This is a genomic window from Williamsia sp. Leaf354 (assembly GCF_001424365.1).
Classification (GTDB): Bacteria; Actinomycetota; Actinomycetes; order Mycobacteriales; family Mycobacteriaceae; genus Williamsia_A.
The window spans coordinates 63,264-88,073 of record NZ_LMPL01000002.1 but is presented as its reverse complement, the minus strand read 5'-3'; the positions used below and the strand labels follow the sequence as shown (position 1 = coordinate 88,073).

The window sequence follows — 24,810 nt, the reverse complement described above, 5'->3', positions numbered from 1 at the left end:
CCCTTGAGGTTTCTCGACGGACAGACCCCGACCACCGACCTCACCTACGACGACGTCTTCGTGGTGCCCGGCCGCAGCGATGTCGCCTCGCGCTTCGACGTGGATCTGACGAGTCGCGACGGCACCGGCACGACGATCCCCATCGTGGTGGCGAACATGACCGCGGTCGCCGGCAAGCGGATGGCCGAGACGGTCGCGCGTCGTGGCGGGGTCGTGGTGCTGCCGCAGGATCTGCCCGCCGAGGCCGCGGCCGAGTCGATCGCGGCGGTGAAGAGTCGCCACCTCGTCGCCGACACCCCGGTGACCCTCGGTCCCGAGGACTCGGTGTCCGACGCGATGGCGTTGCTGCCGAAGCGGTCGCACGGCGCGGTGGTGGTGCTCGACGAGAACCGTCGGCCGCTCGGCATCGTCACCGAATCCGCGTGTGCCGGTGTCGATCGTTTCGCGCGCCTGCGGGAGGTGCTCGACACGACGGTGGTGTCCATGCCGGTCGACTCCGATCCGCGGGCGGTGTTCGACGCACTCACCGATCACCATCTCGGTGTCGCGATCCTCACCGGGACCGACGGTGAGCTCATGGGGGTCCTGACCCGCACCGGCGCACTGCGCACCGGCATCTACCAGCCCAACACCGACGCGCAGGGGCGCCTGCGGGTGGCCGCCGCGGTCGGGATCAACGGCGACGTGGTGGGCAAGGCGACGGCGCTCGTCGCCGCCGGCGCCGATGTCCTCGTCGTCGACACCGCGCACGGACACCAGGAGAAGATGATCGCCGCGGTCCGGGCCATCTCCGAGGCCGCGCTCGGTGTCCCGTTGGCCGCGGGGAACGTGGTGTCGGGACAGGGCACCACCGATCTCCTCGACGCGGGGGCCTCGATCGTGAAGGTCGGCGTCGGGCCCGGCGCCATGTGCACCACCCGCATGATGACCGGTGTCGGACGACCCCAGTTCTCGGCCGTCGCCGAATGCGCCGCGGTGGCACGCGCCCGCGGTGCACACGTGTGGGCCGACGGCGGCGTCCGACATCCGCGTGACGTCGCGCTCGCGATCGCCGCAGGTGCCTCGAACGTGATGATCGGTTCGTGGTTCGCCGGCACCTTCGAATCCCCGGGCGATCTGCAGCACGATCCCTCCGGTCGCCCTTACAAGGAGAGCTTCGGCATGGCGTCCAAACGTGCGGTCGCCGCACGCACCGCCACCGACAGCGCCTTCGATCGGGCACGCAAGGGTTTGTTCGAGGAGGGCATCTCGAGTTCACGGATCCTGGTCGATCCGCAACGCCCCGGCGTGGAGGACCTCATCGACCACATCTGTTCCGGCGTGCGGAGCACCGCCACCTATGTGGGTGCGCGGACACTCGACGAACTGCACGAGAAGGTGGTGCTCGGCGTGCAGTCGGCGGCAGGCTTCGCCGAGGGGCGGCCGCTCCCGAGCGGATGGTGAGCCCCCGCTCGTCTGACCTGTGAGCGCGGTCACCCGATACGATGAACGACAGACATCGCATCGAACTGCGCCCGGTCGACCTCACCCCGCGGCGCTCATGGAGGACAACTGCTCGTGCAGGCACTGATCCTCGTCGGGAGCCTCCTCGGTTTCATCGCCCTCACCCTGGGCACCGCTCTGTTCGTCGCGGCCGAGTTCTCCCTGACCGCCCTCGAACGCTCGGCGGTCGAATCGGACCTCCGGCGTCGTGACGACCGTCGCGCGCGGCAGGTCGCACGCGCCCACCGCACGCTGTCGTTCCAGCTCTCCGGCGCCCAGCTGGGCATCACCATCACCACCCTGGTGACCGGCTACATCGCCGAACCTGTTCTCGCGCAGCTGTTCTCACCGGCACTCGACGCGGTCGGGGCGTCCGACGAGGTGAGTTCCATCATCTCCATCGTCCTCGCCCTGGTCATCGCGACGTCGCTGTCGATGATCCTCGGTGAGCTGATCCCGAAGAACTACGCCATCGCGCGACCACTGCCCACCGCCCGGGGCACCGCGGGCCCGATGACCGCGTTCTCGACGACGTTCAAATGGGCCATCAACGGACTCAACGGCAGCGCGAACATGCTCGTGCGCAGGCTGGGCATCGAGCCCGCCGAGGAACTGCGCTCGGCGCGGTCGCCGCAGGAACTCGGGTCGCTGGTCCGCAACTCCGCCCGTGAGGGCGCACTCGACAAGGGCACCGCGCTGCTGGTCAGCCGGTCGTTGCAGTTCGGCGAGCGCACCGCGGAGGAACTGATGACCCCTCGGGTCACCGTCGACGCACTCGATCAGGACGCCAACGTGCGCGACCTCATCGTCGCCGCGTCGGAGACGGGCTTCTCGCGGTTCCCGATCGTGGTCGAGGGCGATCTCGACAACATCCGCGGCTTCGTCCACATCAAGCAGGCCTTCACGGTGCCGCTCGCCGAGCGCGAGTCCACCACCCTCGGGGTGTTGGCGCGCGCGGTGCCGGTGGTGCCCGCCAGCCTCGACGGCGACGCCCTGATGGGGCGCATCCGCGCCGACGGGATGCAGGTCGCCATCGTCGTCGACGAGTACGGCGGCACCGCCGGGATCGTGACGACCGAGGACCTGATCGAGGAGATCGTCGGCGACGTCACCGACGAACACGACGACGAGCAAGCCGATGTCGCCCCCGACGGCACCGGCTACACCTGCGCCGGACTGCTGCGCATCGACGAACTCGCCGAGGCGACCGGGTACCGCGCCCCCGAGGGCGACTACGACACCCTGGGCGGTCTGGTCATGCAGACCCTGGGCCGACTCGCGACCGAGGGCGACGAGGTCGACCTGCCCGAGCGCGACGGCGCCGACGACGAGGACTCCGGCGGGGACCCTATGCCGGTCGCCCCGCGGTGGCGCGCCCGTGTCGTCCGCATGGACGGACGACGCATCGACGTCGTGTCGCTGACCCCCATCCCCGAGTCCGGGGAGGCGCCGTCGTGAACGACATCCTCGGCGTGCTGTTCGCCGTCGCACTGCTGGCGGGCAACGCGTTCTTCGTCGGCGCCGAGTTCTCGCTGATCTCCGCCCGCCGCGACCGGCTCGAGGCGCTGGCCGATCAGGGCAAGCGTCGCGCGACGACGGTGATCCGGGCGGGCCAGGAACTGTCGCTGATGCTCGCCGGCGCACAGCTCGGCATCACGATCTGCTCGATCCTGCTCGGCCGTGTCGGTGAACCCGCCGTCGCGCATCTCATCGAGAAACCGATGGACCTCGCCGGTGTCCCCGACGCCTTCCTGCACCCGATCGGGTTCACCATCGCGCTGATCCTCGTGGTGATCCTGCACATCCTGCTCGGTGAGATGGTGCCGAAGAACATCGCGCTGGCCGGTCCGGAACGCTCGGCGATGTTGCTGGTGCCCGCCCACCTCGCCTTCATCCGCGTCGCCCACCCGCTGATCGCCTTCTACAACCTCGCGGCGAACCTGTCGCTGCGGGCGATGCGGGTGGAGCCGAAGGACGAACTCGACGCGACGGTCTCGGCCGGCGAGCTCGCCGAGATGATCGGCGAGTCCCGCGAGGAGGGGCTCATCGACGCCGAGGAGCACGACCGACTGACCCGCGCCCTGCGCACGACCGGTCGAACGGTGTCCGAGGTGGCGATCGGACTCGACGAACTCCGCAGCGTCCAGGTGACCGTCGAATCGGGCACCGGACGGTCCGGCCCCACCCTCGGATCGATCGAGAAGGCGGTGTCCGACACCGGGTTCTCCCGCTTCCCGGTTCGCGGTGTCGACGGCGTCTACACCGGCTACCTGCACCTCAAGGACGTTCTCGACGAGATCCTCGACGACCAGGTGGGCCAGGACTCGGTGATCGGTGTCGACAAGATCCGACCGCTGCCGGTGATCTCCGGCGACACCTCGCTCGACGAGGCCACCGCCCATCTGCGCCGCACCAGCGCCCATCTCGGCGCGGTCGTCGACGGCAACGGCCGCACCATCGGGGTCGTCGCGCTCGAAGATCTCGTGGAGGAGTTCGTCGGCACCGTGCGCGACGAGACCCACCGGGTGTGAGCGTGTCCATCACCGCCACCGGCCGGGTGCTCGCGCCGGATGAGTGGGCGCACCGCGCATCGACGCATCGCGACCGCGTCGACGCACTGCTGGCGGCACACCCGCAGCAGACGGCGTCGGGTGAGGCACACCCGGTGTGGCAGTTCCTGTTCCGGTACTACAGCCACAAGCCGGCACAGCTGCGTCGCTGGCACCCCGGCTTCGGCGTGGCGCTCGGCGGCGAACCACCGCACCGGCAGTACCCGCACTACGCGGTCACCGACGACGGGCACCTGACGGTCGATCCCGACCACCTCGCCGACCGGCTCACCACGGTCACGTTCGTGCATCGCCTCCTGTCGGCGACCGAATCCCGCGCGCCGCGTCTGAACTGCTTTGGCCTGCACGAGTGGGCGATGGTCTATCGCTCCCCGGACACGCGGAGACACACCGCACCGCTGCGCCTGTCCGCAACCGACACCGACGCCGTCGTGGAGGCGGCGGATCTGCGCTGCACCCATTTCGACGCGTTCCGCTTCTTCACCGACGACGCGACCGACCGCAACGTCGAGCCCCTGTCCCGGGCGACCCAGGTCGACCGGGAGCAACCCGGATGCGTGCACGCCGGCATGGATCTCTACAAATGGGCGCACAAGCTGGTGCCCCTGATCGATTCCGGGACCGTCGTCGACGCCCTCGAACTCGCCTTCGATCTCCGGGAGCTCGACATGCGCGCGAGCCCCTACGACCTCGCCGGGCTCGGCTTCGCGCCCATCGAGATCGAATCGGCCCGTGGTCGCGCCGAATACGTTCGCCTGCAGGCGGCGTCGGCCCGGAGGGCGGCGGTGCTGCGTCGCCGTCTCATCGATCGTTGCGCGGCCCTGATCAGCGCAACCTGATCGACGACGCCCGCTTACCGCCGAGTAACCTGAACGTCGAACACACGTCCACACCAGGAGAAGCGAGGCAGTCATGACCGAGCGGGTCACAGTCGGAGAAGGCGGGAACAGCGTGCAGGTCGCGTCCGTTCTGCACGACTTCATCACCTCCGAGGCCCTGCCCGGCACCGGTGTGGACACCGACGCGTTCTGGAACGGTGTCGCGGAGATCATCACCGATCTCGCACCCCGCAACCGCGAGCTGCTCGGGGTCCGCGATGCGCTGCAGCAGCAGATCGACGCATGGCACCGCGACAACACCTTCGAGGCCGGCGCCTACAAGGCGTTCCTGCAGGAGATCGGCTACCTCGTCGAGGTTCCCGCGGACTTCCAGATCACCACCGCCGGCGTCGACACCGAGATCACCAGCACCGCCGGCCCGCAGCTCGTCGTCCCGGTCCTCAATGCACGCTTCGCGCTCAACGCCTCCAACGCGCGCTGGGGTTCGCTGTACGACGCGCTGTACGGCACCGATGCGATCCCCGAGACCGACGGCGCCGAGAAGGGCCGCTCGTACAACAAGGTCCGCGGCGACAAGGTCATCGCCTACGCCAAGAACGTCCTCGACGGCGCGGTCGCACTCGAGGGCGGGTCGTGGGCGTCGGTGACCGGGCTGGCGATCGACGGCACCGTCCTCACGGTCACCCTCGACGACGGCTCCACCACCGCGCTCGCCGATCCGGCCGCGTTCGTCGGGTTCACCGGCGAGGCCTCGGCCCCGACCGGTGTGCTGCTGCGCCACAACGGACTGCACCTCGAGGTGCAGATCGACGCCGACTCCCCCATCGGCTCCACCGACCCCGCGGGCATCAAGGATGTCCTCGTCGAGTCGGCGATCACCACGATCATGGACTTCGAGGACTCCGTCGCCGCGGTCGACGCCGACGACAAGGTCCTCGGATACCGGAACTGGTTGGGACTCAACAAGGGTGATCTGGCCGAGGAGGTCAGCAAGGGCGGCAAGACCTTCACCCGCGTGCTCAACCCCGACCGCGTCTACACCGCGCCCGGTGGCGGTGAGCTCACCCTGCCGGGTCGGTCGCTGCTGTTCGTCCGCAACGTCGGCCACCTCATGACCAACGACGCCGTCGTCACCGCCGACGGTGCCGAGGCGCCCGAGGGCATCCTCGACGCGATCTTCACCTCGCTCATCGGCGTCCACGGCATGAGCGCCGATGGCCAGCAGAACTCGCGCACCGGCTCGATCTACATCGTCAAGCCGAAGATGCACGGTCCCGACGAGGTCGCCTTCACCGTCGAGTTGTTCGGTCGTGTCGAGAAGCTGCTCGGGCTGCCCGAGAACACCCTCAAGGTCGGCATCATGGACGAGGAACGCCGCACCACGGTCAACCTCAAGGCCTGTATCGCCGCGGCGTCCGAGCGGGTCGTCTTCATCAACACCGGCTTCCTCGACCGCACCGGCGACGAGATCCACACCTCGATGGAGGCCGGCGCCGTCGTCCGCAAGGCCGAGATGAAGTCGCAGACCTGGATCAAGGCCTACGAGGACTTCAACGTCGACACCGGCCTGCACGCGGGTCTGCAGCATCACGCCCAGATCGGCAAGGGCATGTGGGCGATGCCGGATCTGATGGCCGACATGCTCGAGCAGAAGATCGGTCATCCGAAGGCCGGCGCCAACACCGCGTGGGTGCCCTCGCCGACGGCCGCGACGCTGCACGCGCTGCACTACCACCAGGTCGACGTGTTCGAGCGTCAGGACGAGATCGCCAAGCGCGACCCGGCCTCGGTCGACGACATCTTGACCATCCCTCTCGCCCCGAACACCGACTGGAGCGACGAGGAGAAGCAGCAGGAGCTCGACAACAACTGCCAGTCGATCCTCGGCTACGTGGTCCGGTGGATCGACGCGGGCGTCGGTTGCTCGAAGGTCCCCGACATCCACGACGTCGCGCTCATGGAGGACCGGGCAACGCTGCGGATCTCCAGCCAGCTCCTCGCGAACTGGCTGCGCCACGGCATCGTCTCCGAGGCCGACGTCGTCGCCTCGCTGGAGCGGATGGCGCCGGTCGTCGACCGACAGAACGAGGGCGACGCGACCTACCGACCGCTGGCACCCGACTTCGACTCCAACATCGCCTTCCAGGCGGCGAAGGAGCTGATCCTGTCGGGGACCACACAGCCCAGCGGTTACACCGAGCCGATCCTGCATCGCCGGCGTCGGGAGTACAAGGCCGCGCAGGGCTGATCGGCGAGGCTATCCTCGTCGCCTATGGGTCAGCACCGCACCGACGAGACGCGCCGCCGCGGCATCAGCCGGGGATTGTCGCTGACGATCCTCGCGGTGATCGTGGTGGTGGCGCTCGTCGTGGGCTGGAACCTGCTGGGCAACAGCCTGTCCGACGACGGTGACGCCGCCGCGCGTACCTGCGTGGAGGGCGAGCAGACGGTCACCGTTCTCGCCGACGCCGACATCGCCACACCGCTGGCCACGATCGCGCAGGCGTACTCGGCGACGCGGCCCGTCGTGCGCGATGCGTGCGTGACGGTGACGGTGCGACCGTCGGACCCGAAGACCACGCTCGAGGGGCTCACCGGTACCTGGGACGCCGCCTCGATGGGCGCCTACCCCGCGGCGTGGGTGCCGGCGTCGTCGGTGTGGAGTGCACAGCTGCTGGCCGCCCGTTCGGCGATCGTCGACGGCGACCCGGAGTCGTTGGTGTCGTCGCCCGTGGTGCTGGCGGTGGCACCGGAGTTCGCGCGGGCCGCGGCGCGGCGGGTGTCGTGGATCGAGCTGCCCACGCTGCAGCGCAACGACAACAGCCTCGCCGAGTTCGGCGTGCGGGGTTGGGGCTCGTTGCGGATGGCCCGCGCGTCGGGGCCGGGCAGCGACGCGACCGTGCTCGCATCGCAGGCCGTGGCGACCGAGGTGGGTCGCGCGACGGTGAACGGCCTCACCGTGGCCGATGCGCAGTCGCGGCAGGTGACCTCGACACTGCTCGATCTGCGCCGACGCTCCCCCGTCGCGACCGACGGCAGCGCGGAGCGGACCCTGACGACGATCGCGGGCGGCGGCGACCCCGCGGGGGCGGCCATCCACGCCGTACCGATCACCGAACAGGCCCTCTACGCCGCGACCAAGGACACCGCACAACCATCGGTGGTCGAGCTACGTCCCGAGGGCGCAACGCCCACGGCCGATCACCCGGTCGTCGACCTGACCGGCCCGCAGGTGAACGCCACCCAGGCCGAGGCCGTCGCGGCGTTCTTCCGGTTCGCGCGCACCCCAGACCAGCTGCGCACCATCACCGCGCTCGGATTCCGCGGCGGCGCATCGCTTCCCGCCCGGACCGCGGCGGTGTCGTTCGACGTCACCGCGACCCCGATGCCGGCGCCCGAACCGGCCGCCGGCGCCGCGATCGCGCAACTCGTCCTCGGCGGGTAGCCGACCTCGACTCGGGTCGGCTGACCCGCTCAGGCCTCGACGGGCTCGCTGAAGGCCTCGATGGGCGGGCAGCTGCACACCAGGTTGCGGTCGCCGTAGACGCCGTCGATCCGGCGCACCGAGGGCCACACCTTGTCGCGCGCACCGGCGCTGGGCCGTCCGTTCGGGAACGCGGCCTCCTCGCGGGTGTAGGGGTGATCCCACTGCGACACCAGACACTCGGAGGTGTGCGGTGCGCCCCGCAGCGGGTTGTCGTCGACGGCCCAGGTGCCGTCCCCGACCTTGTCGATCTCGGCCTTGATGGCGACCATCGCGTCGATGAACGCGTCGATCTCGTCGAGGTTCTCGCTCTCGGTGGGCTCGACCATCAGGGTCCCCGACACCGGGAAGCTCATCGTCGGCGCGTGGAAACCGTAGTCGGCGAGTCGTTTCGCGACATCGTCGACGGTGACGCCGGTCGCCTTGGTGATCGGGCGGAGGTCGAGGATGCACTCGTGCGCGACGGTGCCGTTCGCCCCGGTGTAGAGCACCGGGTAGTGGTCGGCCAGTCGCTTGGCAATGTAGTTGGCCGACGCGATGGCGGTGAGCGTGGCGCGTCGCAGGCCCTCGGCCCCCATCATCAGGATGTAGGCGTAGGTGATGGGCAGGATCGACGCCGAGCCGTACGGTGCGCCCGAGATGGTGATGTCGCCGGGCAGGTCGTCGTCGAGCGGGTGTCCGGGCAGGAACTCCGCGAGGTGCTCCCGGACGCCGATCGGTCCGACACCGGGTCCGCCGCCGCCGTGCGGGATGCAGAACGTCTTGTGCAGGTTCAGGTGGCTGACGTCGCCGCCGAACTGGCCCGGTCGGGCGACACCGACCAGCGCGTTGAGGTTCGCACCGTCGACGTAGACCTGACCGCCGGCGTCGTGGACGGCCGAGCAGATCTCGCGGACCTCGTGCTCGAAGACACCGTGGGTCGAGGGGTAGGTGATCATGATCGCGGCCAGCGTCTCGGCGTGGGTCGCGATCTTCTCCTTGAGATCGGCGGTGTCGACGTCACCGTTCGCACGGCACGCGACGACCACGACGCGCATGCCCGCCATCACCGCCGAGGCGGCGTTGGTGCCGTGCGCGCTCGACGGGATGAGGCAGATGTCGCGGGACTCGTCACCGCGGCTGAGGTGGTACTTGCGGATCGCGAGCAGACCCGCGTACTCACCCTGCGAACCGGCGTTGGGCTGCAGGCTGATCCGGTCGTATCCGGTGATGTCCGCGAGCCACTTCTCGAGACGGCTGATCATGGTCCGCATGCCGGCGACGTCGGCCTTCGGGGCGAACGGGTGCAGACCGGCGATCTCGGGCCAGGTGATCGGCTCCATCTCCGCGGCCGCGTTGAGCTTCATCGTGCACGAACCGAGCGGGATCATGCTGCGGTCGAGGGCGATGTCCTTGTCGGACAGTCGCCGCAGGTAGCGCAGCATGGCCGTCTCGGTGTGGTACCGGCTGAACGCGGGGTGGGTCAGGAACTCCGAGGTACGCGCGGGGCTGATCGGCGCAGGAGCAGACGCGTCGGCGGGGTCGACCCCGAAGGCGGTGGCGACCGCGGCGACGTGCTCGGCGGTGGTCGTCTCGTCGCAGGCGACGCCGACGTGGTCGGCGTCGACGAGACGCAGGTTGATGTTCGCGTCGTTCTTGGCGGCCGCCACGACGTCGGCGGCACGGCCGGGCACCGACACCAACAGGGTGTCGAAGAAGGTGTCGGTCACGACGTCGACGCCACCGGCGGTCAACGCGTTCGCGATCGACGTCGCGCGGGCGTGCACGCGCTCGGCGATGCCGGTGAGTCCCTTCGGACCGTGGTAGCTCGCGTACATGGCGGCGAGGACGGCGAGCAGGACCTGGGCGGTGCAGATGTTGCTGGTCGCCTTGTCGCGGCGGATGTGCTGCTCACGGGTCTGCAGCGACAGCCGGTAGGCGAGGTTGCCGTCGGCGTCCTTCGACACCCCGACCAGACGGCCGGGCAGTTGGCGGGCGTGGGCGGTGTGCACCGACAGGTACCCGGCGTGGGGACCACCGAAGCCCATCGGCACGCCGAAGCGCTGCGTGGTGCCGAAGCAGGCGTCGGCACCCTGGTCACCGGGCGCGGTGATGAGGGTCAGGGCCAACAGATCGGCACCGACGGCGACCAGCGCGCCGCGCTCGTGGGCGGCGGCGATGATCGGGGCGGCGTCGATGACCGCGCCCGAGGCGGCGGGCACCTGAAACAGCACGCCGAAGAACTCGCCGTCGGGCAGGCCGGCGGTGAGATCGGCGCGGACCACCTCGATGCCCAGCGGCTCGGCGCGCGTGGCGATCACCGCGGCGGTCTGCGGGAACACGTCGCTGTCGACGAGGAAGCGCGGCGACTTGCTCTTGTTCGCGCGACGCAGCAGCGTCATGGCCTCGGCCGCGGCGGTCGACTCGTCGAGCATCGACGCGTTCGCGACGTCCATGCCGGTCAGATCCGACACCATCGTCTGGAAGTTGAGGAGCGCCTCGAGTCGGCCCTGGCTGATCTCGGGCTGGTACGGGGTGTAGGCGGTGTACCACGCGGGGTTCTCGATGATGGAGCGCCGCAGCACCGCCGGGGTGTGGGTGCCGTAGTAGCCCAGGCCGATCATCGACGTGGCGACGGTGTTCTGCGAGGCCAGTTCGGCCAGCTCGGCGAGGGCCTCGACCTCGGTGGCCGCCGGCGGCAGCGTCTGCAGACCGTTGGCGTCGGCCGGGTCGGCGATCGAGGCGGGCACCACCCGGTCGGCGAGGTCGTCGAGGGAAGAGATCTCCAGCACCGACAGGATGCGGGCGAGGTCGTCGGAATCGGGTCCGACATGGCGGTCTGCGAAGACATCGGAGAACAACTCGGTCACGGGAGAACCTTTGCGCCGAGTCCGGCGGCACGCCGGACTGAGGTGGGTCCTCCCCCTCTGTCCTGCCGTCACCGACGCGATAGGTCGGCTCGGGCGCCTGAGAGATTCAGCCGCGCAGAGCGGCCTTTCACCGTGGGCGGGTGACGGGGTCACCACTTTCCAGAGACGCCGGCGTACGACACGGTCCTGGGGCCTGAGAGATTGGCGGAGAGGTGTTGCTCCTTCGGCGGCCGAGACCCTCGCGGGTCACGACGCTCTCCCGTGTCGCGGCGACGTAGGGAGAGTCTAGCCGGTGCGGCGCGCGCGGGTCTTGCGGCGAGCCGCGAGCTCGTCCTCGGGCGCGGTCTCGGCGATCGCACCGTCGGCGCGTTCGCCCGGGAAATCGGCGATGGTGCCCGACAGCTCGCGCATCGCGCCGGCGACGGCGATGCCGAAGACACCCTGACCGCCCTGCAGCAGGTCGACGACCTCTTCGGCCGAGGTGCACTCGTACACGGTGGTGCCGTCGGAGAACAGGGTGATGCGTGCGAGGTCCTCGACACCGCGTTTGCGCAGGTGGTCGACGGCGACGCGGATGTTCTGCAGCGAGATCCCGGTGTCGAGGAGTCGCTTCACGATCTTCAGGACCAGGATGTCCTTGAAGGAGTACAGGCGCTGGCTGCCACTGCCCGCTGCTCCGCGGATCGACGGCACGACCAGCGAGGTGCGTGCCCAGTAGTCGAGCTGGCGGTAGGTGATGCCGGCGATCTGGCAGGCGCTCGGCACGCGGTAGCCGACGAGCTCGTCGGGCACGGTGTCGTTCGGGAACAGTCCCGGCGCGATGTCGTCGAGCGTGCCCTGTCGGGCCTGCTGGACCGAGGCCACCGGCCCGGTGTCGGTCACGTCCGCGGCGGTGTCCGCGTCATCGCGGGTGGTCGGCTCGTCGCCCACTGAGTTCTCCTCGAATGCTCGGGGGAGTCCCCGGCAACCCGAGGAATGATGATGCGAACACCATCGATGTCACTCAGATTACGCCGTCTACCCGACCCTGGGTGCCGTCCCGCTCGTCGCGGGCGTCGTGGTGAACGGTAGGTGCGCCGACAGCGTGTTTCAACGCGACTCGCGGGCGGCTCAACCTCAACGTCAGCTTGAGGGTCAACTGTGATCCGGCAGAAGCCCAACCGTGACCTCGAACACCGCGAGGATCAGGCTCCGCCTGTCACACAGATCAGGCTCCGCCTGTCACACAGATCAGGCTCCGCCTGTCACACAGATCAGGCTCCGCCTGTCACACAGATCAGGCTCCGCCTGAGGCCTTGAAGTCGTCGGGCGAGATGGTGTCGAGGAACTCCTTGAACTTCTCGACCTCGTCCTCTTTCACCTCGTCGCCGTCGGCGGACTCCTCGTCGGGGATCAGCAGACCCGCCTCGGCGAGCACTCCTTCGTCGGCGATGATCGGGACCTCCGCACGCATGGCGACCGCGACCGAGTCCGACGGCCGGGCCGACACCCGGAGATCGCCGGTGAAGACGAGCTCGGCGTAGAAGGTGCCCTCCTGCATGTCCACGATCCGGACCTCGACGAGTTCCTGCCCGAACGCCGCGACGAGGTTGACGATCAGGTCATGGGTGAGGGGACGCGGGGGCTCGACACCCTTCTGCTTGAGGGCGATCGACGCGGCCTCGCTCTGTCCGATCCAGATCGGGAGGTAGCGCTCGCCGTCGACCTCGCGCAGCAGCAGCACGGGTTGTCCCTGGGGCGGCTCCACCCGGATCCCCACGACCTGCATCTGACCCATGCGATTCTCCCAACGGCATCGAATGTCGCCTGACATCGCATTCGACGCTACACCTCACCGGCGTTCACGCGCCCACCTTGCGCAGGTCGAGACGCTGAGAATGCTCGTGCGCGCGTGCACAGTTCGAGGGCGGCGGCACCGGCCGCAGCTCAGTCGAGCGCGTCGCGGACGGCCGCCTTCACCAACTGGGTGTGCAGGGTGACCGAGAGGGCGGCGACCTCGCGGATCAGTTCCTCGGCGCGGTCGCGTGCGCCGGCGCCCTTGCCCTTGGCGATCGGGTTGGCGATCTGGGCGACCAGACCGGCCTCACGATCGGCCGAGACCTTGAACGCCCGCAGGTGTCGGGCCTCGAGACCGTAGTCGGCCAGCGCCGAGGCGGCTTCGACGAGTCGCACGGCGTCCTCGTCGAAGAAGCCACCCGCGCCGGGTGTCAGCAGACCGCTGCGCTGGAGTTCGGCGACGAACGCGGTGTCGGCGCCGGTGCGTTCGAGCAGGGTCTCGCGGGAGATGCGACCGCCGGAGCGTTCGAAATCGACCGCGGGGGCCACCCACGACCGGGCCGAGGAGAGCAACCGCGGGGTGCCCGGGTCGATCCGCTCACCACGATCGATGGCCTCGAGCTGTTCCTTGATGACCTTCAGCGGCAGGTAACGGTCACGCTGGGCGGTGAGGACGAAACGCAGCCGCTCGCAGTCGCCGGTGCTGAAGCGTCGGTATCCCGACGGCGAGCGCTGCGGGGTGATCAGACCCTCGGACTCGAGGAACCGGATCTTGGAGATGGTCACGTCCGGGAAGTCGCCACGCAGCTGATCGAGCACCGAACCGATGGACATGGATCCCTCGGCCGGTGATCGATCTGCTGAGTTCTTCGGTCCCGGGCCCGGACCCGAGGACGGCGAGGTCACGCGTTACCCGTTGGCCGAGGACCCGTCGGCGTGCGGGCCGCTGAGGAAGACGAGTCGGAACTTGCCGATCTGCACCTCGTCCCCGTTGGCCAGCACCGCGGAGTCCACCGGCTCGCGGTTGACGTAGGTGCCGTTGAGGCTGCCGACGTCGACCACCTGGAACTCGTTGTCGCCCAAACGGAATTCGGCGTGGCGACGGCTGACCGTCACGTCGTCGAGGAAGATGTCGCTGTCGGGATGGCGTCCGGCCGACGTGGTGGTCTGGTCGAGCAGGAATCGCGACCCGGCGTTGGGGCCGCGCTTGACGACCAGCAGCGCGGTGCCCGCCGACAGCCGCTCGACCGCGGTCTCGGCGGACTCGGTGGTGGATCCGCTGTTCGCGTCGAGTTCCTTGATGAAATCGGCGCGGAAGACCGACGTCGTCTCGACGGGGGCGTCGAGGTCCTTCTCGTTGTCGCTCACCACTTCTCCTTAAGCTCTTCTGGTGTCCGGACCCGGTGGGGTTCGGTCAACGCTGTTGTCACGCCGGATGAGGCCCGCCCGTCGGATCGATCCTAACCGCACCGGGGTGCGGCGGATCGACACCGGCGACGATGCGCCGAGGTCAGTCCTCGATGGCCGTGCGGTACCCGTCGGCGTCGAGCAGATCCTCGAGGATCACGCTCAGATCGGTGTCCTCGGCGACCGCGATCTCGACGAGCCAGCCCGCGCCGTACGGGTCGGAGTTGACCAGTTCGGGGGTGGCGTCGAGGTCGTCGTTGACCGCGGCGATGGTGCCCGCGAGCGGGCCGTAGATGTCGGACACGCTCTTGGTCGACTCGACCTCGGCGAACGACTCACCCGAGTCGACGGCATCGTCGACGGCGGGGAGCTGCACGAAGACGACATCGCCGAGCTGGTCCTGGGCGTAGGCGGTGATGCCCACACGCACGACGCCGGGACGGACCTGCTCGATCCACTCGTGTTCCACGGTGTAGCGCAGGTTTTCGGGAACCTCTGTCTCACTCACGCGGAGAACCTTAGCGTGGATCGCGGTCGGTCATCCGCCCACCCGTGGCATCGGACTCCCCACCCGTGGCATTTGTCTGAGCACGAGCACGGTTTGCCACCAGTACTGCACGAACGACCACAGGTACATGCCGATCCCCCACACCAGGAACGCCCAGCCGATGGGGTGCATGATGTCGCCGAACAGTCCGTCGAGCTGTCCGCCGAGCACGAACGGGAATCCGTACATCAGGGAGAACGTCGCCGCCTTGCCGACGTAGGTGACCGGCAGGGCGGTCATCCCGCGGCTGCGCAGCAACGGGACGCTGGCGAGCAACAACAGGTCGCGGGCCAGCAGGATCGCGATCATCCACCACGGGACGATGTCGCGGATGCCCAGGCCGATGGGGATCACGATCATGTACAGCCGGTCGGCGGCCGGATCGAGCAGTGCGCCCAGCCGCGACGACTGGTTGAGCAGGCGCGCGAGTTTGCCGTCGGCCCAGTCGGAGAACCCCGACACGAGGAGGACCACGAACGCCCAGCCGTCGGCCTCGGCGAACAACAGCAACCACACGAACACCGGCACCAACAGCAGGCGCAGGAAGCTCAGCAGGTTGGGGACGGTGAGGATGCGGTCCGACGGGGCGTCGGCGGTGGCGGCGGGCCCGTCGGGATCCATGCGCTCAGACTGTCACAGAGACAGCGCCGACACCGGTCACCGGAAGATGCCGATGATGCCCTGCAGCGTCTTCGCCCCGCCGCCCGCGAACGGGTTGTCGTGGACCATGTAGGTCCACGTCGTGGTCGACCGACGGAGATCGGCGGCGTCGAGATCGACACCGTCGGCGGTGATCGTCGCCTCCCGGAACGTGGTGCGCGACTTCTCGACCGCCTCGCCGGGGAGCCGCGAGAACTCGTCGAGGATCAGCTTGTGGAACTCGTCGAGCGGGCTCTCCCGGCCGATCGAGCGCAGGTGGATGCTGGCACGCACGTCGGCGACGAACGCGAGGTGATCGGCCCACGCGCGGTCGAGGTGGAACAGGGCGATCTCGCGCGCCGCCTGCACCAGCACATCGTGCGGCACCGGCTCGGTCCGCACGGCGACCGTTCCCGTCGCCTTCTCGCCCGTCGCCTTCTCACCTGCCTCGTCGTCCGCCGAGTCCTCGGCCCCACCGGATGCGGCGCCGTGGCGCCCGGTGCCTCCCGAGGAGGCCGAACCGGTCAGCTCCGCGACGCGGTCGGGCTCGGACTCGGTGAACTCGTCGAGGGCCACCTCGGTCGTCAGCAGTTCCATGCGCCGTTTGACGACGATGTCGCGCTGCTGGTTGACGAGCTTGTTGTAGCGCCAGGTGTTGGCGTGCAGCTCGAGCATGATGCCCTCGGCGACGCGCTGGGCCTGCTCGATGAGCTCGATCCCCTTCTCCCCCATCGAGCCGTCTTCTTCCTCGGACTCGGGGTCGCGCTTGAACGAGAGGTTCTTGGTGACCACCGGGTCCTGCAGGCTGGAGAAGAACACCGACCGTCCGGGGTCGCCCTGACGGCCCGCACGACCACGCAGCTGGTTGTCGAGGCGTTCGGTGTCGTGCCGACCGGTGCCGATCACGCACAGACCGCCGAGCTCGACGATCTGGTCACGGGCGCCGGTGGATCGTCCGTCCTTCTCGCCGCGGGATCCGCCGAGCTTGATGTCGGTGCCGCGACCGGCCATCTGCGTCGAGACGGTGACCGCGTTGAGGGCGCCGGCCTCGGCGATGATCGCCGCCTCCTGCGCGTCGTTCTTGGCGTTGAGCACGACACTGGTCACGCCCGCCCGCTCCAGCAGGTAGACCAGTTCCTCGGACTCGGCGACGTCGTGGGTACCGATGAGGACGGGCTGGCCGGTCTCGTGGATCTCCTTGACGAAGGCGACGACGGCCTCGGACTTGTTGTGCTTGCTGTCGAAGACACGGTCGGCCTCGTCGACACGGATGTTGTCGGCGTTCGGCGGGATCTGGGAGACGGCGAGCTCGTAGAACTGGCGGAACTGCTCGCCCGCCGCGAGCGCGGTACCGGTCATGCCGCACACCGTGGGGTAGCGGCCGATGAGGGCCTGCACGGTCATCGTGTCGATGACCTCACCCGAATCCGTCTGCGCCAGGCCCTCTTTCATCTCGACCGCGGCCTGCAGACCGTCGGGCCACCGCTGCAGCTGTGCCACGCGGCCCCGCGAGGCGTTGATGAGGTGGACCTCGCCGTTGCGCACGATGTAGTGGACGTCGCGCTCGACGAGGATGTGCGCGTGCATCGCGATGTTGACGTGCACCAGCGTGGTGCCGACGTGTTCCTCGTCGTAGAGGTTGATGTCGCCGAGCTCGGCCTCCACGAACTGCGCGCCCTCGTCGGTGAGGAACACGTTGCGTCCCTCGGTGTCGATCTCGTAGTGGTTCTTCTTGAGCTTGCCGACCACGTCGTGGATGACTCGGTCGGGGACCTCGCCGGTGGTGGCGCCGGCGAGGATCAGCGGGACGAGCGCCTCGTCGACGAGCACCGAGTCGGCCTCGTCGATGATCGCGACATCGGGTCGCGGCGACACGAGTTCGTCGGCGTGGGTGACGAGCTGGTCGCGCAGCACGTCGAAGCCGACCTCGTTCACCGAGCCGTAGGTGATGTCGGCGCCGTAGGCGGTCGTGCGCTCGGCGCGGGTGGAGGACTCCGACACGGCACCGGAGGTGATGTCGAAGAGGGTGAACAGCGGCTTCATCCACTCCGCGTCACGGGTGGCGAGGTAGTCGTTGACCGAGATGACGTGCACGCGCCGCCCCTGCAGGACGTAGCCGACCGCGGCGATCGCGCCGGCGAGGGTCTTGCCCTCACCGGTGGCCATCTCGACGACGTCGCCCTCGAGCAGGCGCAGGGCTCCCTGGAGCTGGACGTCGAACGGACGCATGTCGAGGGCGCGGTCGCCGGCCTCGCGGGCCAGGGCGAGGAACTTCGCGCGATCGGTGCCCGCGGGGTCGGTGATGTCGAGCTTCTCGGCGGCGGCGGCGAACTCGGCGTCGTCGAGGCCGGCCGCCCACGAATCGTGCTCGGTCGACCGCTTGATCAGCGCGATCGACTTCGACTGGTTCCGCGACGACTGCGCGCCCAGTGCCCGCCACATCCTGTTCGAGAGCTTTCCCACCGCGTCGAACTCCTCACTCGTCTGTGGCCGGGCACGGCGTCGTCGCGCGCGCCACTCGACCGCCGTCTACCGTACGCGGGCCCGGGCGGCAATTCGTACCGACGCTCACCGCCGACGATGCGCAGTATCGTCAGACCGTCCCACTGCCGGAAAGGGTGACCTGATGACCCTGCGAGGGCGTTCGACGATCCGAGCCGTCGCGGCGGGTGTGGCGATCGGCGCGGGTGTCGGACTCGGCGCCCACAACGGGTGGTTGATGGCCCTGCTCGCCGGCGTGGCGCTGCTGGCGACCGGTGTCGTGCTCTCGCCGCGTCCCCGACGGGTCGACGGGTTGCCGGCGTGGACGCCGTCGCGACCGGGCATCGAGGTGCGGGTCGACGCCGTCACCCGCAGCACCCTCGGTCCGGCCGAGCGTCAGCTCGCCGTGGTGAGCGCCACCGTGGCGCCGCCCGACGACACCCCGTACGAGGCGCGGTGGCTTGCGTCGATGAGCCGCGCCGAGTTCGACCTGCTCCTCGCCACGCCGGATACGGAGATGTCGCCGCTCGTCGTCCCGGCACGTGACCGACCGACCACGCCGGGGTTCGACGACGTGCCCGGACGCGCGACGGTGCTGTACCCGATCATCACGGCCCTGGTCGCCCTCGCGGTGATCCTCGTGGTGCCGGCGAACACCTGGCATGTCGACGTCGACATGTCCTCGTCGACCGGTGCGGCCGGTTCGACACGGGACGACGACGCGGACTCCATCACCGACCCGTCCGCCCGTCTCGACGATCTGCGGCAGCATGTGGCGACGCTCGGCGCACAGGCCGGCGCGAACGTCCTGACGCTCACCATCGATGTCGACGGCGACCGGATCGAGGTGCTCTCCCCCGGAACCGGCGAGGTCGTGTCGGCGAGCTACTCGACGACCTCGCGGCGATGGCTGACCCCGTCGACGCATCAGAGCGCCAAACGCCGCGCCGACACGTTCGCCCTCGACGACCTGGCCCGGTTCGACGCCGACACCGTCGCCGCCACCATGCGGTCGCGGGTGCCCGCCACGCAGCGGGCACTGCGATCGCTCACCATCACCCGCCCCCGACAGGGCGAGGACCCGCTGGCCACCGCGGAACTCGGCGCCGATACCTTCACCGGGATCGACGTGCAGGCACGGATGACCGGTGAGGTGGCCGACGTCTTCGACGCGTCCGACCTGGCGACGTCGATGCGCATCGGCCAGGACGTGATGCGTTCGCGCGCACTACCGTTCGACTCGCCCGTCCTGACGCGGTTCGAGATCCGCGGCACGCGACGAGGGACGCCGATCATGCGGGCGGGGTCGATCCAGAACAGTGGTGGGGTCCTCATCGAGTACACGACCGTCGATCGGGTGGAGGGCGTCACCGTCGTCCCGGGCGAGTTCCCCGAGACCGTGAGTTCCTACGACAACTCGACGGGCCGTCTGCAGCGCGGTGCGCTCGCCCCGAACCGGTTGTCCGCCGCGGTGTTCGAGCGCGTCCGCGACGACGCCATGCGTCGCGGCCGCGTCGAGGACTTCGACCGGGAGGCGATCGACATCTCGGCAGGCATCGGCGGCTACCGCGACGACTACGGACCCACGATCTGGGTCGCCGTCGGACCCGGCGACGCCTCGCGGGGGACGTACTCGCCCGACGGCGCGTTCCTACGCCCCGGGATCTCCTGAACCCGTCGGATCAGGCGCACCCACGCAGTCGCGCCACGCGTCACGCAACGCCAACGCGGCCTGCTGATAGCGGTCGGCGTAGGCACGATCGCCCGGCCAGGCGTCGGTGCGCAACGCCTCCGCCGCGTCCATCGCCTCCTGGAACCGCTGCACCTGCGGCCGCCGCACATCGGTCACCTCCGGCGCCGACTGCGCCAGGGTGGTGTCGAGTTCGTACGGCGCGTACTGCGCCATCACCTCGTCGTGGACTCGGGTGGCGGCCTCCCACAGGCGCATCGCGGCCTCGTCGGTGCCGGCGTCGGCGACACGCGCCACCCGGCGTCGGGGTTCCGCGTCGGCGACCGTGCGGGACGGACGAGGACGCGCCGCGGACCGGAGTCGCTCGGTGACCTCTCGTGCGGCCGGATCGCCCTCGACCACGGCGACCTGCCACCGGTCGACGGCGTCGGTGTCGGGTCCGCTGCGTGCCACCTCGATCTGCAGATAGGGATGACCGGCGATCGTCAGACGGCGTGCGTCGTCGCCCGCCATCGACGAGGTCGCCGTCGCCGGTCCCCGATCGGTCTCGACCGACAGCAGACGGTCGAGGGGGATCTCGTGCAGGGCGACGTCCTCGTTGCCGATGTAGAGCGATTCGGCGTCGGCGGCGACCGTCACGGCGGGACGCGGGATGCCGCGACCGACGCCGGCGCAACCGAGTCCGCCTGCGACACAGACCAGCACGACCGCGATGGTCGTACCCGATCCCACGTCGACGGCCCGCAACACCACCAGCGCGACCGCGCCGACCGTCACGAGAACCCACGCCGTGCGGGCGAGGACCTCGTGTGCGCGCAGGCGGTACTCGGTCCGGCATGTGACGGTCGGGGTCACGGGGTCGGTCCTGCCGGTGCGGTTCGCCGCGGGTGCATCAGTGCCCGACGGCCTGGCCGAGGAACTCCACGTAGTCGGTGACGGCGACCTCGAAGGGTTCACCGACGTAGATGTCGAAATGGCCGACGGGATACCGCTTGATCACGCCCTTGGGGGCCTTGGCGGCGAACCGCAGGGTCGGTCCCGCCGGCGCGACGGTGTCCTTCTCGCAGACCCCGAACAGCACCGGGACCTCGATGTCGGCGGCGTACTTCCCGGGCCGCTGCATCGGGATCTGCAGCCCGATGGTCGCCGCGACGGCATTGGCGAAGTCGTCCTCGCCCTCGGGGACGATGCCGAGGTAGCCGCCGAGCGCGTCGTGGGCGTTCATCAATGCGGCCTCGCCGGGGCGCCCGGCCAGGGGCACCATCACCCGTGACCGGCGCGTGAGGTGGGCGACGGCGTCACGCAACCCCAGGGCGGTCACGCGGACCGACGGCCCGACCCCGAGTGTGAGCGCCGAGGCGAGTCCGGAGGTGAAGGGGCACTGGGAGATCACCGCGGCCACCCGCGGGTCCTGCGCGGCGACGGCCAGCACGTGCCCGCCGCCGAACGAGGTGCCGAACAGGGCGACGCGATCGGGGTCGATGCCGTCGAGCCCGCGGGCGTGGGCGATCGCGGCATGCCAGTCGGCGCGCTGTTTGCCGATGTCGAGCAGTTGGCGCGGGGTGCCCTCGCTGTCGCCGAAATGGCGGTAGTCGAAGACCAGCGCGGCGTATCCCGCGGCGACAAAGCGTTCGGCGAAGGCGTCGAGGCGCATCTCCTTGACCGCGCCGAGTCCGTGCCCGAGCACCACGATCGGCACGGGCCCGGACGCGTTGTCGTCGGCCTGGGGCCGGTAGAGCCAGCCAGCGCATCGCTCGCCCGCGGAGCTGAAGCCGACATCGGTTCGCGTGAAGGTCATGCGCAGACCCTATGCAGTCGTGGGGCCGCGGCGCGAGGATGCCAGTCGATCAGTCGGGCAGACCGGCCACGGCGCGCAGGTATCGCCCAGCGACGAGGTGTTGGGCGACGGGGCCCAGAGGGCCGGCCGCACGGGTGAGGAGACTTCCCGGCCGCGAGAAGGCGCGGACCGCGAAGACGACGGAGTCGTCGGGGCGGTGTTCGACCACGAACGACTCCTCGCCCGATTCCGGGTGTCCGGCGAGCGTGCCGTAGGCGAATCCGGATCGGCGTTCCTCGTCGACGACGTAGACGACCCGTGTGGGTGCATGCAGCCTCAGCGGACCCACCCCGATCGCGATCCGCGCGATCGCACCGTCGACGATCGGGTCGTCGGAGGTGGCCACCGCGATCCCCGACCGCAGCTGGACCTGCCACCCCATGACCGCCTGCGCGCACCGGGCGAACCGTTGCGCCCCGCGGCCGACGGTGACCTCGCGTCGCTGATGTGCGTAGCCCGCGGGCAGTGGATCCTCTGCGGTCGCGCCCACCTCGGCGTAGGTGAAGGGAGCGTGTCGCAACGCATCGACCGTCGCGTCGGGTAGGCGGGTGGTCGACCGACTCACCGTCGTCGCACCTTCTTGATCGGCAGTCGGGGTGGCGGCACCGCGGCGGCGACGGTGGCCCCGACGGTGAGACCGGCCGCGGTGGCGGCGTCACGGTAGGCGGCGGCGAGGGTGTCGACGGTGTCGTGGGCGTTGAGTCCGCTCGGGTTGGGCATCACCCACACCGGGCAGCCGGCGATGTCGTCGGGCTGACGACCGGTGGTCGCCTTCGGGCGTTGAAAAGCCGTGCGATACGCGGTGATCCCGGCGAACGCCACCAGTGCCGGCTGCACACGCTCGATGGTCTCGATGAGCACCAGGGCGCCCGCTCTCAGTTCCGCGGTGGTCAGATCGTCGGCGCGGGCGGTCGCCCGCGGCACCAGATTCGTGATGCCGATCCCTGCGTCGAGGAGAGTCGCGCGGTCGGCGTCGGTGAATCCATCGGCGGCGTCGATGATGCGCGGGACGATGCCTGCGCAGTGCAACGCCGGGTAGAAACGGTTGCCCGGACGGGCGAAATGGGCGCCGGTGGCCGCCGTCCACAACCCGGGGTTGATGCCCACGATGAGCAATCGGCAGTCGGGTCCGATCAGGTCGTCGATGACGTCGTCGCGATATGACTCGAGCTGTTCCCGCGTGAATCCCATACCTGACTTGTACACCCCGGCAGGTGACCATCGGCGGCCGCGTGCGCCGAGGTCGACGATCGTCCTACCGTGGGCCGATGCGAATGCAGACGCACTTCATCACCGTGGCGACGCAGGATCTCGACGCCGCGCGCGAGTTCTACTGCGCGCGACTGGGGTGGGACGCCCTCATGGACGTGCCCGGCGAGATCCTCTTCTTCCAGGTCGCACCCGGGCTGCTGCTCGGCCTCTTCGACGCGGAGAAGTACGACGCGGACCTCGGCGGGACGACGTCGACGACCGGTATCAGCGGCGTCACCCTCGCCTCCAACGTCGACGACCGCGACGAGGTCATCGCGGTCGTCGACGAGATGGTCGCGGCCGGGGCCACGGTTCTGGTCCCACCCTCCGACGGTGCGTTCGGCGGCATCTTCCATGCCCATGTGCGAGACCCGAACGGGCTGGTCTGGGAGATCGCCCACAACCCCGGGTGGCGGGTCGGCGACGACGGGACCGTCGCCTTCGTCTAGTCGGTCGCCGCTACAGGTGCGCGACCGTGACCGCGGCGTAGTAGACGTCGGCGGTGGCGACGCACGTCTGGTACGACGCTCCGCTGCCGCCATATGCGTACGCGCAGTTGGTGATCAGGTCGGTCCGCAGCGCCGAGTTGCAGGCCGAGTAGTTGGTGCCCGCGCGGTCGGCGGCGTCGTAGCAGAGGTCGTGACGCGCGCAGGGTCCGCGGAAGTCGGCGCTGAAGTAGCTGTCGGGTGACGACGTGCAGTAGTCGTGACGGGCGACGGGCGCCAGGTTCACGTTGTAGACGTAGTTGCTGGGCACGCTCACGAAGGCGGCGCGCTGCAGCGAGCGGGTCTGTGCGCTGAGCGGCGGACCCGGGTAGACCTGCGACGCGGCCTGCGCGGCGGGGTCCACGGGGTACTGCTCGGTCGGGGTGGCGTTCGCGACGGCGCCGTCGCCGATGATCGCGAAGAACAGCAGGAGGGCGGCGATGACGGCCGCACGGGTTTTGTTCATTGCCTGAACTAAGCAGATCGGTGTGTCGGGCGGTGGTCGATCGCGCAAACCATCGGCGACGGGAATGGTGCGCAGGAGTAACGACGTTGCCACGAGAGACCACGGTCGGCACCGGCCGATCGTGCGGTCGACACGCACACAGCGAGAGAGGCGGCAGTCATGAGCGGCAAGGTCTGGTTCATCACCGGCACATCACGGGGTTTCGGACGCGAGTGGGCGATCGCGGCTCTCGATCGGGGCGACAAGGTCGCGGCCACCGCACGCGACACCTCGTCGCTCGACGATCTGGTCGAGAAGTACGGGGACGCGATCCTGCCCATCGCGCTCGACGTCACCGACCGCGACGCCGATTTCGCCGCCGTCGCGAAGGCGCACGACGCCTTCGGGCGTCTCGACATCGTCATCAACAACGCCGGCTACGGCCTCTTCGGGTTCGTCGAGGAGGTCAGTGAGGCGGAGGCGCGCGCACAGCTCGAGACGAACGTCTTCGGCGCACTGTGGATCACGCAGGCCGCGCTCCCCTACATGCGCGAGCAGGGAAGCGGCCACATCCTGCAGGTGTCGTCGATCGGCGGCATCAGCGCGTTCCCGCTCGTCGGGCTCTACCACGCGTCCAAGTGGGCGCTGGAGGGCTTCTCCCAGTCGCTGGCCCAGGAGGTCGCCGACTTCGGGATCCACGTCACGCTGATCGAGCCGGGCGGCTTCTCCACCGACTGGAGCGGTCCGTCGGCCAAGCACGCGACCGAGCTCGACGCCTATGCCGACGCCCACGAGAAGGCCCAGCAGGCGCGCGCGAAGCGCAGCGGCACACCGGGTGACCCGGCGGCGTCGGCGCGTGCGCTGCTCAAGGTGATCGACGCCGAGACCCCGCCCCTGCGGGTGTTCTTCGGCGAGGCGCCGCTGGGCATTGCGAAGGCCGACTACGAGAGCCGGATCGCGAACTGGGAGCAGTGGCAGGACGTCGCGCTGGAAGCGCAGGGCTGATTCAGCGTTGGAAGCGCAGGGCT

22 protein-coding genes and 2 riboswitches are annotated in these 24,810 nt (G+C 69.5%); of the genes, 9 read left to right on the top strand and 13 right to left on the bottom strand.

What is annotated here, in order from left to right:
• The first annotated feature begins 3 nt into the window (after positions 1–3).
• From ASG12_RS08460 to ASG12_RS08435, 6 genes are all read left to right on the top strand, one after another.
• Positions 4–1,443: a GuaB1 family IMP dehydrogenase-related protein gene (locus ASG12_RS08460; RefSeq protein WP_055788115.1), complete on the top strand. Its 1,440-nt coding sequence runs from the start codon at positions 4–6 to the stop codon at positions 1,441–1,443.
• A 114-nt stretch (positions 1,444–1,557) separates the two neighbouring features.
• The gene (locus ASG12_RS08455; RefSeq protein ID WP_055788113.1) at positions 1,558–2,940 is read left to right on the top strand and encodes a hemolysin family protein; all 1,383 of its coding nucleotides are present in this window, start codon (positions 1,558–1,560) and stop codon (positions 2,938–2,940) included.
• Complete coding sequence (locus tag ASG12_RS08450; RefSeq protein WP_055788109.1) at positions 2,937–4,013, top strand: hemolysin family protein; 1,077 nt, start codon at positions 2,937–2,939, stop codon at positions 4,011–4,013. The genes ASG12_RS08455 and ASG12_RS08450 overlap by 4 nt, the downstream gene beginning before the upstream one ends.
• A 2-nt stretch (positions 4,014–4,015) precedes the next feature.
• Positions 4,016–4,891, top strand: a complete 876-nt coding sequence (locus tag ASG12_RS08445) for a 3-methyladenine DNA glycosylase (RefSeq protein ID WP_327197943.1) — start codon at positions 4,016–4,018, stop codon at positions 4,889–4,891.
• Between the two features lie 73 nt (positions 4,892–4,964).
• Positions 4,965–7,139 (top strand): malate synthase G, encoded by a 2,175-nt coding sequence (locus ASG12_RS08440; RefSeq protein WP_055788106.1) that lies wholly within the window; start codon positions 4,965–4,967, stop codon positions 7,137–7,139.
• 24 nt (positions 7,140–7,163) lie between these two features.
• Positions 7,164–8,336: a substrate-binding domain-containing protein gene (locus ASG12_RS08435; RefSeq protein WP_055788103.1), complete on the top strand. Its 1,173-nt coding sequence runs from the start codon at positions 7,164–7,166 to the stop codon at positions 8,334–8,336.
• Positions 8,337–8,365: 29 nt separating this feature from the next.
• Here ASG12_RS08435 and gcvP read toward each other — a convergent pair whose 3' ends face one another.
• From gcvP to secA2, 8 genes are all read right to left on the bottom strand, one after another.
• Complete coding sequence (gcvP, locus tag ASG12_RS08430; protein ID WP_055788100.1) at positions 8,366–11,224, bottom strand: aminomethyl-transferring glycine dehydrogenase; 2,859 nt, start codon at positions 11,222–11,224, stop codon at positions 8,366–8,368.
• A 47-nt stretch (positions 11,225–11,271) separates the two neighbouring features.
• Positions 11,272–11,395: riboswitch (glycine riboswitch) on the bottom strand.
• A riboswitch (glycine riboswitch) is annotated at positions 11,396–11,496 on the bottom strand. It abuts the riboswitch before it with no gap.
• A 13-nt stretch (positions 11,497–11,509) separates the two neighbouring features.
• On the bottom strand, positions 11,510–12,106 hold the full coding sequence (locus ASG12_RS08425) for a MerR family transcriptional regulator (RefSeq protein WP_045822981.1): 597 nt from the start codon (positions 12,104–12,106) through the stop codon (positions 11,510–11,512).
• 394 nt (positions 12,107–12,500) lie between these two features.
• A complete protein-coding gene (locus ASG12_RS08420; RefSeq protein ID WP_045822894.1) occupies positions 12,501–13,001 on the bottom strand; it encodes a bifunctional nuclease family protein in 501 nt (166 codons plus the stop codon).
• A gap of 149 nt (positions 13,002–13,150) precedes the next feature.
• Entirely contained in the window at positions 13,151–13,834 is a 684-nt protein-coding gene (gene ftsR, locus ASG12_RS08415; protein ID WP_045822895.1) for a transcriptional regulator FtsR, read from the bottom strand.
• A gap of 75 nt (positions 13,835–13,909) precedes the next feature.
• The gene (garA, locus tag ASG12_RS08410) at positions 13,910–14,368 is read right to left on the bottom strand and encodes a glycogen accumulation regulator GarA (RefSeq protein ID WP_200932756.1); all 459 of its coding nucleotides are present in this window, start codon (positions 14,366–14,368) and stop codon (positions 13,910–13,912) included.
• Between the two features lie 142 nt (positions 14,369–14,510).
• Entirely contained in the window at positions 14,511–14,915 is a 405-nt protein-coding gene (gcvH, locus tag ASG12_RS08405) for a glycine cleavage system protein GcvH (protein WP_045822897.1), read from the bottom strand.
• A 30-nt stretch (positions 14,916–14,945) separates the two neighbouring features.
• Positions 14,946–15,575 carry a CDP-alcohol phosphatidyltransferase family protein gene (locus tag ASG12_RS08400; protein ID WP_055788094.1) on the bottom strand — a complete coding sequence of 210 codons (630 nt, stop codon included), beginning with the start codon at positions 15,573–15,575 and terminating at the stop codon, positions 14,946–14,948.
• Between the two features lie 36 nt (positions 15,576–15,611).
• A complete protein-coding gene (secA2, locus tag ASG12_RS08395; protein WP_055788091.1) occupies positions 15,612–18,056 on the bottom strand; it encodes an accessory Sec system translocase SecA2 in 2,445 nt (814 codons plus the stop codon).
• A 163-nt stretch (positions 18,057–18,219) separates the two neighbouring features.
• Between secA2 and ASG12_RS08390 the strand changes: the two genes are divergently transcribed.
• Positions 18,220–19,746, top strand: coding sequence for a hypothetical protein (locus ASG12_RS08390; protein ID WP_055788088.1), 1,527 nt, complete (start codon positions 18,220–18,222; stop codon positions 19,744–19,746).
• Here the strand turns inward: ASG12_RS08390 and ASG12_RS08385 are convergent.
• The 4 genes from ASG12_RS08385 to ASG12_RS08370 are packed head-to-tail and all read right to left on the bottom strand — an operon-like array spanning position 19,726 to position 22,792.
• The gene (locus ASG12_RS08385; RefSeq protein ID WP_055788085.1) at positions 19,726–20,619 is read right to left on the bottom strand and encodes a hypothetical protein; all 894 of its coding nucleotides are present in this window, start codon (positions 20,617–20,619) and stop codon (positions 19,726–19,728) included. The genes ASG12_RS08390 and ASG12_RS08385 overlap by 21 nt on opposite strands.
• Positions 20,620–20,656: 37 nt before the next feature.
• Positions 20,657–21,562 carry an alpha/beta hydrolase gene (locus tag ASG12_RS08380; protein WP_055788082.1) on the bottom strand — a complete coding sequence of 302 codons (906 nt, stop codon included), beginning with the start codon at positions 21,560–21,562 and terminating at the stop codon, positions 20,657–20,659.
• Between the two features lie 49 nt (positions 21,563–21,611).
• Complete coding sequence (locus ASG12_RS08375) at positions 21,612–22,166, bottom strand: DUF1990 family protein (RefSeq protein ID WP_055788079.1); 555 nt, start codon at positions 22,164–22,166, stop codon at positions 21,612–21,614.
• Positions 22,163–22,792 carry a mismatch-specific DNA-glycosylase gene (locus tag ASG12_RS08370; protein WP_082501807.1) on the bottom strand — a complete coding sequence of 210 codons (630 nt, stop codon included), beginning with the start codon at positions 22,790–22,792 and terminating at the stop codon, positions 22,163–22,165. Before ASG12_RS08370 ends, ASG12_RS08375 begins: the two co-directional genes overlap by 4 nt.
• A gap of 77 nt (positions 22,793–22,869) precedes the next feature.
• Here ASG12_RS08370 and ASG12_RS08365 point away from each other — a divergent pair, with 77 nt between their 5' ends.
• Entirely contained in the window at positions 22,870–23,301 is a 432-nt protein-coding gene (locus ASG12_RS08365; RefSeq protein ID WP_055788076.1) for a VOC family protein, read from the top strand.
• A gap of 10 nt (positions 23,302–23,311) precedes the next feature.
• Here the strand turns inward: ASG12_RS08365 and ASG12_RS08360 are convergent, their stop codons facing one another.
• The gene (locus ASG12_RS08360) at positions 23,312–23,803 is read right to left on the bottom strand and encodes a phospholipase A2 (protein ID WP_055788073.1); all 492 of its coding nucleotides are present in this window, start codon (positions 23,801–23,803) and stop codon (positions 23,312–23,314) included.
• A 159-nt stretch (positions 23,804–23,962) separates the two neighbouring features.
• Here ASG12_RS08360 and ASG12_RS08355 point away from each other — a divergent pair, with 159 nt between their 5' ends.
• Complete coding sequence (locus ASG12_RS08355; RefSeq protein WP_055788070.1) at positions 23,963–24,787, top strand: SDR family oxidoreductase; 825 nt, start codon at positions 23,963–23,965, stop codon at positions 24,785–24,787.
• The last annotated feature ends 23 nt before the right edge of the window (positions 24,788–24,810 follow it).